Here is a 12,608-nt window from a genome sequence, read left to right as displayed (position 1 = left end):
CACCGCGCCTGATGCCCCTAATGCGCCGCCACGCGCACCGTGCGCGGCGCGGCGCCGTCCAGCGCCGCCGCGCGCGGGTGCAGGCGGTCCAGGCGGCCGCTCAGCGCGGTCAGGCCCAGCGCGCCCAGCACCACCAGCGCGCCTATCCAGCCCGTGTGCACCAGGCCCAGGCGCTCGACGATCAGGCCGCCGCCCCAGGCGCCGCCGGCGATGCCCAGGTTGAAGGCGGCGATGTTCAGGCCCGAGGCCACGTCCACCGCGCCCGGCGTGTAGTGCTCCGCCTGCTGCACCACGTACACCTGCAGGCCCGCCACGTTGCCGAAGGCCACCGCGCCCCACAGCAGCACGGTCGCCACCACCAGCCACGGATGCGGCGCGGTGAAGGTCAGCGCCAGCAGCACCGCCGCCAGGCCGGCAAAGATGATCTTCAGCGCGCCCACCGGGCCGCGCCGGTCGGCCAGCTTGCCGCCCCAGATATTGCCCACCGCCACCGACACGCCGTACACCAGCATCACCAGGCCCACCGCGTTCTCGCCGAAGCCGGCCACGCCCTGCAGTATCGGCGCCAGATAGGTGAAGGCGATAAAGGAACCGCCGTAGCCGACCGCCGTCATGGCGTACACCAGCAGCAGGCGCGGCTGGCCCAGCACCTTGACCTGCTGCAGCAGCGAGGCCGGCGCGCTGTGCGCGATCGCCTTGGGCACATACAGCAGGCTGCCGATGAAGGCGAGCACGCCCAGCGCCGACACGGCCAGGAAGGTGGCGCGCCAGCCGAAGTGCTGGCCGATGAAGGTGCCCAGCGGCACGCCCGTCACCAGCGCCACGGTCAGGCCGGTAAACATGATGGCGATGGCCGACGCCGCCTTCTCGCGCGGCACCAGCGAGGTCGCGATGGTCGAACCGATCGAGAAGAACACGCCGTGCGCCAGGCCGGTCAGCACGCGCGCCGCCACCAGCGATTCATAGCCCGGCGCCAGCCAGGCCATCAGGTTGCCGGCGGTAAACAGCACCATCAGCGACAGCAGCAGGGTCTTGCGCGGCAGCTTGCCGGTCAGCGCGGTCAGCGCCGGCGCGCCGACGGCCACGCCCAGCGCGTACAGGCTCACCAGCAGCCCGGCCGACGGCAGGTTCACGCCCAGGTCGGCGGCGATGGTCGGCAGCAGGCCGACAATGACAAACTCGGTGGTCCCGATGGCGAACGCGCTGATGGTCAGCGCCAGCAAGGCAATAGGCATGGCATAACTCCTGTAAAGTAGATGCCATGCAGTATCGGGGCATTCATTATTCCGAAAAAGATGCCGCCGAGCAGAATATATTTGAACTGAAATCAACAATGAACCTGGATTCCGACGCCCTGGCGCAGCTGCTGCGCTATGAAATGCCCTACGGCAAATACAAAGGCCGCGTGCTGGCCGACCTGCCGGGCCACTACCTGGGCTGGTTCGCGCGCGCAGGTTTTCCCGGCGGCCAGCTGGGCGCCCTGCTGGCCCTGATGTACGAGCTCGACCACAACAACCTGCGCAGCCTGCTCGACCCTTTGCGCCCCCCTGCGCCGCGCCCCTATCCGAGAAAGCCCCAATGAGCCGCCACCGCCATGTGCAACTGATGGCCAGCTATAACAGCTGGATGAACAAGAAGCTGTACGAGGCGGCCGGCGCGCTGCCGGCGGCCGAGCTGGTGCGCGACCGGGGCGCGTTTTTCGGTTCGGTGCAGGGCACGCTGAACCACCTGCTGGTGGCCGACACGGTGTGGCTCAAGCGCTTCGCCGCCGAGTCCGCCTTGGCGCCGCCGCAGTCGCCGGCCGCCTTCGCCGCGCTGGCGCCGCTGCGCGCGCTGGCCATGCCGGCCAGCCTGGACGCGCCGCAGTTCGACGCGCTGGCGCCCATGGCCGCCCAGCGCGCCTGGCTGGACGGCGTGATCACCGCGTGGACCGGCGCGCTGACCGAGGCCGACCTTGGCGCCGCGCTGCACTACGCGCGCATGAACGGCGAGCAGTACGCCAAGCCGCTGTTCGACGTGCTGCTGCACTTCTTCAACCACCAGACCCACCACCGGGGCCAGGCCAGCACCCTGCTCTCCCAGGCCGGCGTGGACGTGGGCGTGACCGACCTGCTGGCGCTGATCCCGAATCTCGACCCCTAGGGCGCGGGGGCCGGGGCCGGCGCGACCCGGCTCAGCACCTCATACGCCGCGCCGACCCGCTCGCTGCCCGGCAGGCCCCGGTTGGACAGCATCACGATGCCCACCTTGCGCGCCGGATTGAACAGCGCATAAGCCGCAAAGCCGCCAGTGGCGCCAGTCTTGTGCAGCCACGCGTCCGCCTGCGGCGGCAACGGCGGCGCGATGGCGCTGACCGGGTTGGCCTGCCACACCGTCTTCTCCGCCGTGCTGAGCAGCAGCTGATCCAGCCCGGCCCGGCCGGGATACTGCTCCCAGATCAGGTCCTGCGTCATGGCGCCCAGCGTGAAGTAGCCCGCATGCGTATCCGCCACCGCGCGCGCCAGCGTGGCCTCCAGCGGCAGCAGGCCCATGTTGGCGTCCACAAAACGTATCATGTCGCGCGTGTTGCTCTTCACGCCGTAGGCCTCCTCGGCCAGCACGTCGGGATTCACGCGCACCGGCGCGCCCTTGCTGTTGTAGCCCTGCGCATACTGCGCCATCTGCGCGGCCGGCACCCGGATATAGCTGTGCTCCATGCCCAGCGCCGGGAACAGCGTCCGCTCCACCGCGTCCGCATACGGCACGCCCAGGCTGCGGGCGGCGGCGATGGACAGCAGGCCTATGCCCAGGTTGGAATAGGTGCGGTGCGTGCCCGGCGCGTGGCTGGGCTGCCAGTTCTTGTAGTAGTCCATCAGCTGCTCGTAGCTCTTGATCTCCGCCGGCACCTGCATCGGGAAGTCGCCCACCGTGTGCGTGCCCAGATGGATCAGGCTGACGCGGTCGAACACGCTGCCGCGCAGGGATGGCACGTGGCGGCTGACCGGGTCCGTCATGGCCAGCTTGCCCTGCGCCTGCGCGTAGGTCGCCAGCGTGGCCGTGAAGGGCTTGCTCAGCGAGCCGAGCTCGAACAGCGTGCTCTCGCTGACCGCCTGCCCGCTCTCTTTGGACGCCACGCCGTAGTTGTAGAAGTAATGTTTGCCGTTCACGCTGAGCGCCACGGCCATGCCGGGAATCGCATTCTTCTCCAGCAGCGGCTTAATCGCCTGGTCCACCTCGATGGCGTTGACCAGCGCGGGAAAGTCCGCGATAAAACCGTCGCGCGCCAGCGGGCCGCTGGACGCCTCCTGCGGCATGCTCTGGTCCCTCTGTATCAGCCGCGCGAACAGGTACTTGCGCTCGCCCTTGGCCGCCCAGCCCACATACCAGCCGTAGCCCGCACCGGCGCCGGTCTTGCCGTGGATGCGCCAGCCCTCCGGCGACTGGCCAAAGCGCATCAGCCGCTCCGTCATCTCGTAAGCGTGCGCGCTCACGCCGAGCTGGCGGTTCACCACCTTGCCCAGGAAGGACAGCTGGCCCAGCGGCGAAATGCGCAGCGAGGACTCCAGCCAGGACGCGGTCAGCCCGTCATGCGCGGCGTCGCCCGACACGTCCGCGTTGCCGTACTCGAAGCGCCGCGTGTAGGCGGCGAACTGCACCCTGCCCAGCGCCAGCGTGACCTGCTGCGAATACCACACCACCGACTCGCTCATCCACTTGGCCGGATCGGACGCGCTGCGCCAGCTGGGCCTCCAGTCCACATAGCCCGGGCGGAAAGGCAGCTCGGGCGTGTGCTCGTCCTTCAGGAAGCCGGCGTCATAGCCCATCAGGCTGATCGGGATCTTGAAGGTGGACGCGGGGGTGACTTGGCGCTGGCAGTCGCCGCGCTGCATCCGCACCTTGCCGGTGGCGGCGTCGGCAATGGCGGTGCAGACTTCGGCGCCGTGGGCGGCGGGCGCGGCGGCCATGCCGGCCAGCGCGGCCAGACTGCCCAGCGCCGCCCTGGCGATCATGCGGAATTCCATACTTCTCCTCTCAAAGCCGCAAAATGCGACAAACATGACCATCATGCGACATTGGTCACATACGTGTCAAACATTTTATTTTTGGTGACATTGGTCGCAATCCCTTGCACAATAGCGCCATGGCCATCCCCTCTATCTCCGAACTGTCCGTGCTCAAGGCGCTGTGGAAGCAGCAGCCGCTGAGCGCGCGTGAAATCCATGACCAGGTTGAACCCGAACTGGGCTGGTCCTTTTCCTCCACCCGCAAGACGCTGGAACGCATGCTGGACAAAGGCTCCGTGAGCCAGCACACGCGGCACGGCGTGCAGGTGTACCAGGCGGCGCTGGAAAAGGTCGGCACCCTGGCCGCCTTCGCGCACGACTTCGGCAAGCGCGTGATGGAAATGGACACCCCGCTGCCGGTCAATATGTTCACCGGCAGCAAGCTGGTCGACCAGGCCGAGCTGGCCCAGCTGGAGCAGCTGCTGAACGACTGGCCGGAGGAGCCGGATGGACTGGATGGGCAGGACCCGGCATGAATGGCGCCGCACCGCTGGACGAATGGCTGCTGCGCTTCCTGCTGGCCAGCGTCGGCTGCCTGGCCGCCGGCCTGGGCGTGTGGGCGTTGACGGCGCTGTGCCGCCGCCTGCCAGGCGTGGCGCTGCAGCGCTCGACCTGGCTGCTGGGCCAGGCCACCGTGGTGGCGGCCTTCCTCGTGATCCTGCTGCCGCACAGCGAGCGCCTGCGCCTGGTGCCGCCCATAGACCTGCCCGAAGCCGCGCAAAGCCGCCCCGCCGCGCAAGGCGGCCCGGCCGCGCCGCAGTCCAGCGCCAGCTCAACCGATGCCGCCGCCGCCCGGCACCAGCCCGCCTCCTGGCTCACGCGCGCCGCGCAAGCCTGGCTGCTGGCCTACCTGCTGGGCCTGGGCTACAGCGTCGTGCAGCTGCTGCAGGCGCGCCGCATGCTGAACGGCCTGGCCGCCACCGGCAGCCGCCTGCAGCCCGCGGACCTGGGCGCGCGCGCCCCCGCCGTCATCGAAGTGGACGCCCCGATTTCCCCCATGCTGTTCGGCCTGCTCAAGCCGCGCCTGCTGCTGCCGCGCCACCTGCGCAGCTTCGACCCGGCCCAGCAGCAGCTCATCGTCGAGCACGAGCTGACGCACTGGCGCCGCCGCGACCTGCAATGGATGGGCGTCGGCATCCTGCTGCAAACCCTGCTCTGGTTCAATCCCTTCATGCGCCTGCTGCGCGGCAGCCTGTCTTGGGCGCAGGAGCTGGGCTGCGACCGCGACGTGCTGCGCGGCCGTCCGCCGGCCCAGCGCAAAGCCTACGCGGCGGCCCTGGTGGCCCAGCTGCGCCTGCAGCACGGCACGCCCAAGACCGCGCTGGCCTTCGGCGGCGTGTGCGCCAGCACCCTGGCCTCGCGCATCGCGCTGATACGCGAACCGGGCCGCGCGCTGGGCCGCCGCGCGCGCGGCGCCCGCCTGCTGGCGCTGGCCGGCCTGGCCTGCGTGTTCACCGCCAGCCTCGCCTTCCAGCCCGCGCTGGCCTGGCGCATCGGCCCCGCCGCATCGCAATCGCCCTTCGTCTGCACGCTGCTGGTGGACGCGGCCAGCGGCAAGGAACTGGCGCGCGAAGGCCATTGCGACGAGCGCGTCACGCCCGCCTCCACCTTCAACATCCCGGTCGCGCTGATGGGCTACGACAGCGGCATCCTGCGCAGCGCACACGCGCCGGTGCTGCCGTTCAAGAGCGGCTACCCGGCCTACATCCCGTCCTGGCGCGCCGATACCGATCCCGGCAGCTGGCTGCAGAACTCGGTGCTCTGGTACGCCCAGCAAGTGACGGCGCGGCTGGGCGCGGCGCGCTTCCAGGACTATGTGGCGCGCTTCGGCTACGGCAACCAGGACCTGTCCGGCGATCCCGGCAAGGACAACGGCCTGGCACAATCGTGGGTCGGCTCCAGCTTGCGCATTTCGCCGCTGGAACAAGTGACCTTCCTGCGCCAGGTGGCAAACCGCACGCTGCCGGTGTCCGAACAGGCTTATCAGCTGACCGAGAGCATCATGCCGCGCCAGGTGCTGGAGAATGGATGGGAAGTATTCGGCAAGACCGGCACCGCCTCGGCGCTGCTGCCCGGCGGCGCCGACGACCCGGCCCGCCAGTACGGCTGGTATGTCGGCTGGGCGAAAAAAGACGGACGCAAGGTGGTGTTCGCCCGTTTGGCGATGGATGCGAAACAGCAGGAAGCCATGGGCGGCGCGCGCTCCCGCGAAGCCATGCTGCGCGAGCTGCCTGCGCGGCTGGACGCGCTATAGCGTCCGCACCACCAGTTCCTTGTAGCCCGAGGCCGGATCGGTCTCGCGGCTGAAAGCGTGGCCGGGCAGCAGCGCCAGCAGCACTTCGGCCGTGGTGCGCACCACGCAGCCCGGCGCCACATGGCCGCCGAACACGCGCCCCTGCGCATCCGACACGGACATATGCAGATGCGCGCCATCCGGCGCCACCGAGCCGGCCAAGGTCAGGATTTCCAGATCGCCGCGCAGTTCGCTCGCCGACGGCATGCCCGCATACCGCAGCTGCGCCACGCCCAGGCTGCCGATGCCCTGCACCACGAAAGCCGCCTGCGCGCCCAGTTCGGCGGCGGCGGCCTCTATGGCCGCGCGCAGATCCGCGCCCGGCCCCAGCCTGAGCGGATGCGCTAGCAAGCTCATACCAGCTTGGGCGCCACCAGCGCGGTGAACTCGCCGCTGTCGACCAGCTTCTTCAAGTCCTGGAAGCCGCCCACCAGGGTGCCGTTGATGAACACCATCGGCAGCGTGGGCCAGCCGCTCCACATCTTCAGCGCGGTGCGGCGGCGCCACTGGCTCAGGTAGCTGCCGTACTCCAGGTAGACGTAAGGCGCGCCCTGCGCGTCGAGCAGCGCGCGCGCCTTGCGCGGGAAGGGATTCATCGCCATGCCGACCACCACCACCTTGTTGGCGGCAACGGCGGCCTGCACCTCCTGCACGATGTCGGCGTGCAGGCCGTCGATCTTGCTGCGGATGGCGGGATGGATGCGGGATGCTTCTAATACGGGACGGCTCATGGCGCCTCCAGGGACATTGCGGATGACGCAATGTATCCGGCATCGCGCGCCTTGACAAGCGCGCGGTCCAACTCGGGTCCAGTTCAGTGCGCGGCCACCGCGCCGGCCGGTGCGCCGATATTGCGCCGCGCCAGCCAGGCCAGCGGCACCAGCGCCGCCAGCGAGATCGCCACGCCGGCCCACGGCGTTGCACCCATCAGGCTCCGCGCCACCATCAGGCCGCCCAGCGAGGAGCCAAACGAGATGCCGAAGTTGAAGGCCGAGATGTTCAGGCCGGACGCAAAGTCCACCGCCTTCGGCGTGTAGTGCTCGGCCGTGGCCAGCATGCCGGCCTGCAGGCCGGGCGACAGGCCGAAGGAGAACAGGCCCCACAGGAACAGCAGCGGCACCAGCGCCCAGGGCGTATGCAGCGACAGCGCCAGCCCGGCGTGCGTGACGGCCAGCAGCACCAGCATCATGCGCAGCGAACGCTGCCAGCCCAGATGGCTGCTCAGGTAGCCGCCCGCCAGGTTGCCGGCAAAGGTGGCCGCGCCGAACACGATCAGCAGCGCGCTGGCGGTGGTGGCCGAGAAGCCCGCGATTTCGGTCAGGATGGGCGTGACATAGGTGAAGGCGGCGAAGATGCTGCCGAAGCCCAGCGTGGTCACCGCCATCATGGTGAGGATATGGCGGTCGCCCAGCGCGGCCAGCTGCGTCGAGGCCTTGCCGCTGCTCGCTTGCGCCATGCCGGACGGCAGCCAGCGCAGCATGGCCAGCAGGCCCGCCAGCGCCATTGCCGCCACCGCGAAGAAGGGCAAGCGCCAGCCCATCAGATTGCCCAGGAAGCTGCCCAGCGGCACGCCCAGCACCATGGCCAGCGTCAGGCCGCCGAACATGACCGAGATCGCCTTGCCCGCCTGCCCCTTGGGCGCCAGCGAGGCCGCCACCGTGGCGCCGATGCCGAAGAAGGCGCCGTGCGCCACCGCCGTGATCACGCGCCCGGCCAGCAGCACGCCGTAGCTGGTGGAAAACGCCGCCAGCAGGTTACCGAGCAAGAACACCGCCATCAGCCCCGCCAGCACCTGCTTGCGCGGCAGGCGGGACAAGCCCAGCACCGCCAGCGGCGTGCCGAGCGCCAGCGCCAGCGCATACAGGCTCACCAGCGCGCCGGCCGCCTCCAGCGACACCTTCAAGTCCGCCGAAATGGCCGGCAGCACGCCCACCACGATGAATTCCGTCACGCCGATGGCAAACGCGCCCACCGACAGCGACAGCACGCCCGGGTGCATCTTTTCCTGGTTATTCATGGAGTACTCCATTAGTGAATTGATTGCCTCCATTCTAGAACCCGGCACACTAATGATATAGACTCTCAAATAGCCAAACTCTTATGAAATGGATTCACACATGGCCCGGCAGGAGATCAACCGCGCGGCGGAAATGGCGGTATTTGTGGACGTGGTGGACGCGGGCGGCTTCAGCGCCGCCGCCCAGCGCCTGAAGATGACGCCGTCGGCCGTCAGCAAGCTGATAGCGCGGCTGGAGGCGCGCCTGGGCACGCGGCTGCTGCACCGCTCCACGCGCCAGGTGCGCGCCACGCCCGAAGGCGCGGCCTTCTACAGCCAGTGCGTGCGCATCCTGGAGGACATGGACAGCGCCGAACGCGAAGCCTCCACCACCGGCGTGCCGCGCGGCCGGCTGCGCATCAACTGCTTCGTGCCTTTCTTCATGCTCTACCTGCTGCCCATCCTGCCCGAATTCCTGCAGCGCTACCCCGACATCACGGTCGACATCGCGAGCACCGACATGGTGGTGGACCTGCTGGAAGACCGCACCGACATCGCCATCCGCGCCGGCACGCTGAAAGACTCGAACCTGGTGGCGCGCAAGCTGGGCGAAGGCCGCATGGTGGTGCTGGGCTCGCCCGAATATCTGGCCCGGCACGGCACGCCGCAGGTCCCGGACGACCTGGCGCAGCACAACCTGCTCGGCTTCAACTTCCGCCGCCAGGTGCCGCTCTGGCCCTTCCTCGACGGCAAAGGCGGCATCCTGCAGCTGCGCCCGGAAGGCAATGCGCTGCTGGGGGATGGCGAAAGCATGCGCCACCTGGCGCTGGCCGGCGTGGGCCTGGTGCGGCTGTCGCGCATGCACACCAAGCACGACATCGCAGCCGGGCGGCTGGTGCCGGTGCTGGAAGACTACAACCCGGCCGACCTGGAAGCGGTGCACGCCGTCTTCCTCGGCCCCGGCAAGCAGCTCCCGCCGCGCGTGCGCGTGATGCTGGACTACCTGATCGAGAAAATCCGGCTGGACTGACGTTCAGCGCAGCCCGAACGCCAACCGCTTGCCCTCGCGCAGCATGCGCTCGAAATCGTCCGCCGGCACCGGCTGGCTGAACAGATAGCCCTGCAGCTGGTCGCAGCCCAGTTCGCGCAGGAAGCTCATCTGCTCAGCCGTCTCCACGCCCTCCGCCACGATCTCCTGGCGCAGCTGCTGCGCCATGGTGACGATGGCGCGCGCGATGGCGCAATCGTTCTCCTCGTAAGGCAGGCCGATCACGAAGGACCGGTCTATCTTCAGCGTGCTGATGGGGAACTTCTTCAAATAAGCCAGGCTGGAATAGCCGGTGCCGAAATCGTCCAGCGCCAGCGCCAGCCCCATCGCCACCAGCTCGTTCATGATCGCCACCACATTCTCGGTCCCGCGCACCAGCAGGCTTTCGGTAATCTCCAGCATGATCTGCTCGGGATGCACCTGGTGGCGCTGCAGCACGTCGGCCATGCGCGCGGGCAGCTCGCGGTCGAACTGGCGCGCCGACAAGTTGACCGCAATCGGCGGCATGATCAGGTTGGCGTCCTTCCACGCGCGCACCTGGCGGCAGGCCTCCTCCAGCACCCAGTTGCCCAGCTCCAGTATCAGCCCGGTCTCCTCGGCCACCGGGATGAACACGCCGGGCGACACCAGGCCGCGCACCGGATGGCGCCAGCGCAGCAGCGCCTCGGCGCCCACGATGCGGCCGCTGCGCAAACTCACCTTGGGCTGGTAATACAGCTGCAATTCGTCGTGCTGCAAAGCCTGGCGCAGCTCGCTTTCGATGCGCAGATGCTCCTTGGCGCGCTGGTTCATCTCCTCGCTGTAGAACAGGAAGGCCGATTCGGCCTGCACCGCCTTCGAGGTGGCCACGTCGGCGTGGCGTATCAGCGCGCCGGTCTCCAGCCCGTCCTCCGGGTAGACGGAAATGCCTATGCTGCAGCCCACCTGCAGGCTGTGGGCGGCCAGCTGGATGGGCGCGGCCAGCGTCGACGCGAGCTTCTGCGCCACGATGGCTGCGTGCTCGCGCTTTTCTATATGCAGCAGCGCCACGCCGAAGCGGTTGCCGTCCAGCCGCGCCAGGATGTCGGCGTCGCGCAGCGCGGTGCGGAACAGCTTGCCGATCGCGCTCAGCAGTTCATTGCCCACGTCGTGGCCCAGCGTGTCGCTGATCGAGCCCAGGCGGCTGATCTCCACCACCAGCAAGGCGCCGTGCTCGTGGTTGCGGCGCGCCTCGGTCAGCGCCTGCGTCATCAGCTGGGTCAGCAGGCACTGGTTGGGCAGGCCGGTCAGCGTGTCGTAGTTGGCCATGCGCTGCATGCGCGCCTCGGCGTCCTTGTGCACGCTGATGTCGGAAAACAGCGAGAAGGTGTGGCTGACCCTGCCCTCGCCGTCGCGCACCGCGCTGATGGTGACCGACTGCGGGAACAGCTCGCCGTTCTTGCGCCGGCCCACGATCTCGCCGCGCCACGGCCCCTCGCCGTTCATGGCGGCGCGCACCTTGGCGCGGAACTCCGCGTCGTGCACGCCCGAGCGCAGCAGGTCCGGCGTCTTGCCCAGCGATTCTCCCGGCGTGTAGCCGGTGATGCGGGTGAAGGCGCTGTTGATGGAGACGATGCGCTCCTTGGCGTCCGTGATCAGCACGCCCTGGTCGCTGTCTTCGATAATGCGGGCGTGCAGGCTGATCTTGTCGTGGTCCGACAGCGGCTCGCTCACGTGCGCCATGCGCACCCGCATGCCCTGCGGCTCGCCCAGCTCGTCCTGCAGCAGCGCCAACGCCAGCTGCACCCAGATCACCTCGCCGGACTTGCGGCGCCGCCGCACTTCGGCCATGCCGCCGTCCTGCTCGTGCAGCAGCTCGGCCAGCGCGCCGTCGTCGTCCTCGGTGTACAGGAACAGGATGTTCTGGCCCAGCGCCTCCTCGGCCGGATAACCGAACAGGCGCTCGGCGCCCGCGTTCCAGGCGGTGATGTAGCCGGCCAGGTCCAGCTCCAGCATGGCGCCGCTGTCGGTGCCGCCATCGTCCCTACTGTCCGCGCCGCGCTGCGCGGCGCGCGCGGCGGTCAGCTCGGCCAGCGCCGTGTCGAGTTCGGCCAGCGTGGCGGCCAGGGCGTCGCCCTGTTGCGTCCGGGCGGCCTGGCTCAGGGCCAGGCAGCGCGCGATCGCCGCGTCAAGCATGGCCACCGCCGGCCCGGTCCGTGGCCACCGTCAGCATCCACAAATGGGCGTCGGCCACTACGCGGTTGAACTCGGCGGCCTCCAGCTGCACCGCCTCCAGCCGGCCCGCCACGGCGGCGAAGTCGCCCCGTTCGGCCGCCTCCAGCAGCGCCAGCAATTCACCCAGCTCGCCCAGTTCGCCCGGCTTGCCCAGCAGCGCCTGCTGCGCCGCCTCGCTGATGGTGAGCGGCTCCAGCACCTCGGCCAGCGGCATGCCGAACAGCACGCCCAGCAGCGAAAACATGCCGACCATAAAAGCCTGCTCCTGCTGCGGCTTGCCCAGGCCGGTGCTGCGCGCCAGCAGTTCCAGCGCATGCGCGCGCACCGCCACCCGCGCCAGCAGCATGGGCGAACGGATGTCGCCTTCGCGCGCCGAGAACAGCATCAGGTTGAGCCAGCGGCGCAGTTGCTGGCGCCCCAGTATCAGGATCGCCTGCGCAAAGCTGCTCACGCGGCGGCTGCTGCCCATGCCCAGCGAATTGACCAGCTTGAGCAAATGGTAGGACAGCGTGGGATCGCGCCGCAGCAGCGCTTCGATTTCATGGGTGTCGGCGTCGTTGCTGACCAGCTGCACCAGCTGCAGCGCCAGCGCGCGCGAGGCCGCTTGCGCGCCCACCGCCTTGGCCGGCGGCGCCAGCGGCCAGTTGCCTTCGATTAGCACCACCCCGGCCGGCAGGGTGGCCTTGTCGAACACCGTGTCGGCCCGCACCATCTGGCCCGGCAGGGCCAGCCAGCCGGCCTCCAGCCAGGCCTGCGCCTGCTCCAGCCCGGCCCGCACAAAACAGGGGAACTGGCCCGCCAGCGCGCGCATCTGCTCGTCCGGCAGCGCGGCGGCGCCGCCGTCCAGCACCAGCCCGGCCGGCTTGCCGTTGCGGTCGGCCAGGAGCTGCAGAAAAACAGGTGGAGTGTCGGTAATTACGGTCATGTTGTGGTTCCGGGTAGAGCGCGAGGCTGGGCCTTTAATGATTCCATCATGTTACTCCGAAAGCATTGGCACTGGTCAACAAAGCTGCCGCTTGGGCACAACAGACGGCT

The 12,608-nt window shown here is 69.1% G+C and carries 11 protein-coding genes and 2 pseudogenes; 5 read left to right on the top strand and 8 right to left on the bottom strand.

The window, feature by feature from the left end:
• Nucleotides 1-17 precede the first annotated feature (17 nt).
• The gene (locus AC07S4_RS14880) at nt 18-1,235 is read right to left on the bottom strand and encodes an MFS transporter (RefSeq protein ID WP_494987383.1); all 1,218 of its coding nucleotides are present in this window, start codon (nt 1,233-1,235) and stop codon (nt 18-20) included.
• A gap of 98 nt (nt 1,236-1,333) precedes the next feature.
• Here AC07S4_RS14880 and AC07S4_RS14875 point away from each other — a divergent pair, with 98 nt between their 5' ends.
• Complete coding sequence (locus AC07S4_RS14875) at nt 1,334-1,582, top strand: DUF3820 family protein (protein WP_494987382.1); 249 nt, start codon at nt 1,334-1,336, stop codon at nt 1,580-1,582.
• On the top strand, nt 1,579-2,142 hold the full coding sequence (locus tag AC07S4_RS14870; RefSeq protein ID WP_494987381.1) for a DinB family protein: 564 nt from the start codon (nt 1,579-1,581) through the stop codon (nt 2,140-2,142). Before AC07S4_RS14875 ends, AC07S4_RS14870 begins: the two co-directional genes overlap by 4 nt.
• Here AC07S4_RS14870 and ampC read toward each other — a convergent pair.
• Nucleotides 2,139-3,155: pseudogene (ampC, locus tag AC07S4_RS14865) on the bottom strand (class C beta-lactamase); the annotation flags it as partial. The gene AC07S4_RS14870 and the pseudogene ampC overlap by 4 nt on opposite strands.
• A 63-nt stretch (nt 3,156-3,218) precedes the next feature.
• Nucleotides 3,219-3,989: pseudogene (blaOXA, locus tag AC07S4_RS14860) on the bottom strand (class D beta-lactamase); the annotation flags it as partial.
• A 131-nt stretch (nt 3,990-4,120) separates the two neighbouring features.
• On the opposite strand from blaOXA (AC07S4_RS14860), the gene AC07S4_RS14855 reads away from it, so the two are divergent.
• The gene (locus tag AC07S4_RS14855; protein ID WP_494987380.1) at nt 4,121-4,519 is read left to right on the top strand and encodes a BlaI/MecI/CopY family transcriptional regulator; all 399 of its coding nucleotides are present in this window, start codon (nt 4,121-4,123) and stop codon (nt 4,517-4,519) included.
• Nucleotides 4,516-6,297, top strand: coding sequence for a class D beta-lactamase (blaOXA, locus tag AC07S4_RS14850; RefSeq protein WP_494987379.1), 1,782 nt, complete (start codon nt 4,516-4,518; stop codon nt 6,295-6,297). The genes AC07S4_RS14855 and blaOXA (AC07S4_RS14850) overlap by 4 nt, the downstream gene beginning before the upstream one ends.
• On the opposite strand, the gene AC07S4_RS14845 is transcribed toward blaOXA (AC07S4_RS14850), so the two are convergent.
• The 3 genes from AC07S4_RS14845 to AC07S4_RS14835 form a co-directional block, all read right to left on the bottom strand.
• Nucleotides 6,292-6,687, bottom strand: coding sequence for a PPC domain-containing DNA-binding protein (locus tag AC07S4_RS14845; RefSeq protein ID WP_494987746.1), 396 nt, complete (start codon nt 6,685-6,687; stop codon nt 6,292-6,294). The two genes, blaOXA (AC07S4_RS14850) and AC07S4_RS14845, sit on opposite strands and share 6 nt — an antisense overlap.
• 2 nt (nt 6,688-6,689) lie before the next feature.
• Nucleotides 6,690-7,067, bottom strand: a complete 378-nt coding sequence (locus tag AC07S4_RS14840; RefSeq protein WP_494987378.1) for a glutaredoxin — start codon at nt 7,065-7,067, stop codon at nt 6,690-6,692.
• Between the two features lie 83 nt (nt 7,068-7,150).
• Nucleotides 7,151-8,353 carry an MFS transporter gene (locus AC07S4_RS14835; RefSeq protein WP_494987377.1) on the bottom strand — a complete coding sequence of 401 codons (1,203 nt, stop codon included), beginning with the start codon at nt 8,351-8,353 and terminating at the stop codon, nt 7,151-7,153.
• A 100-nt stretch (nt 8,354-8,453) separates the two neighbouring features.
• Between AC07S4_RS14835 and AC07S4_RS14830 the strand changes: the two genes are divergently transcribed.
• On the top strand, nt 8,454-9,362 hold the full coding sequence (locus tag AC07S4_RS14830) for a LysR family transcriptional regulator (RefSeq protein WP_494987376.1): 909 nt from the start codon (nt 8,454-8,456) through the stop codon (nt 9,360-9,362).
• A 3-nt stretch (nt 9,363-9,365) separates the two neighbouring features.
• Here the strand turns inward: AC07S4_RS14830 and AC07S4_RS14825 are convergent, their stop codons facing one another.
• Complete coding sequence (locus tag AC07S4_RS14825; protein WP_494987375.1) at nt 9,366-11,534, bottom strand: putative bifunctional diguanylate cyclase/phosphodiesterase; 2,169 nt, start codon at nt 11,532-11,534, stop codon at nt 9,366-9,368.
• Nucleotides 11,527-12,498, bottom strand: a complete 972-nt coding sequence (locus AC07S4_RS14820) for an EAL and HDOD domain-containing protein (protein WP_494987374.1) — start codon at nt 12,496-12,498, stop codon at nt 11,527-11,529. The genes AC07S4_RS14825 and AC07S4_RS14820 overlap by 8 nt, the downstream gene beginning before the upstream one ends.
• Nucleotides 12,499-12,608: the final 110 nt, after the last annotated feature.

Source organism: Pseudoduganella sp. GW821-FHT05F09 (assembly GCF_059419605.1).
Note: the sequence above shows the minus strand (reverse complement) of the source record. Positions and strands in the feature narration are given on the sequence as shown.

Coding starts and splice junctions, on each gene's coding strand:
- AC07S4_RS14880 (WP_494987383.1), bottom strand. CDS start 1,235: ATGCCTATTGCCTTGCTGGCGCTGACCATCAGCGCGTTCGCCATCGGG.
- AC07S4_RS14875 (WP_494987382.1), top strand. CDS start 1,334: ATGAACCTGGATTCCGACGCCCTGGCGCAGCTGCTGCGCTATGAAATG.
- AC07S4_RS14870 (WP_494987381.1), top strand. CDS start 1,579: ATGAGCCGCCACCGCCATGTGCAACTGATGGCCAGCTATAACAGCTGG.
- AC07S4_RS14855 (WP_494987380.1), top strand. CDS start 4,121: ATGGCCATCCCCTCTATCTCCGAACTGTCCGTGCTCAAGGCGCTGTGG.
- blaOXA (WP_494987379.1), top strand. CDS start 4,516: ATGAATGGCGCCGCACCGCTGGACGAATGGCTGCTGCGCTTCCTGCTG.
- AC07S4_RS14840 (WP_494987378.1), bottom strand. CDS start 7,067: ATGAGCCGTCCCGTATTAGAAGCATCCCGCATCCATCCCGCCATCCGC.
- AC07S4_RS14835 (WP_494987377.1), bottom strand. CDS start 8,353: ATGAATAACCAGGAAAAGATGCACCCGGGCGTGCTGTCGCTGTCGGTG.
- AC07S4_RS14830 (WP_494987376.1), top strand. CDS start 8,454: ATGGCCCGGCAGGAGATCAACCGCGCGGCGGAAATGGCGGTATTTGTG.
- AC07S4_RS14825 (WP_494987375.1), bottom strand. CDS start 11,534: ATGCTTGACGCGGCGATCGCGCGCTGCCTGGCCCTGAGCCAGGCCGCC.
- AC07S4_RS14820 (WP_494987374.1), bottom strand. CDS start 12,498: ATGACCGTAATTACCGACACTCCACCTGTTTTTCTGCAGCTCCTGGCC.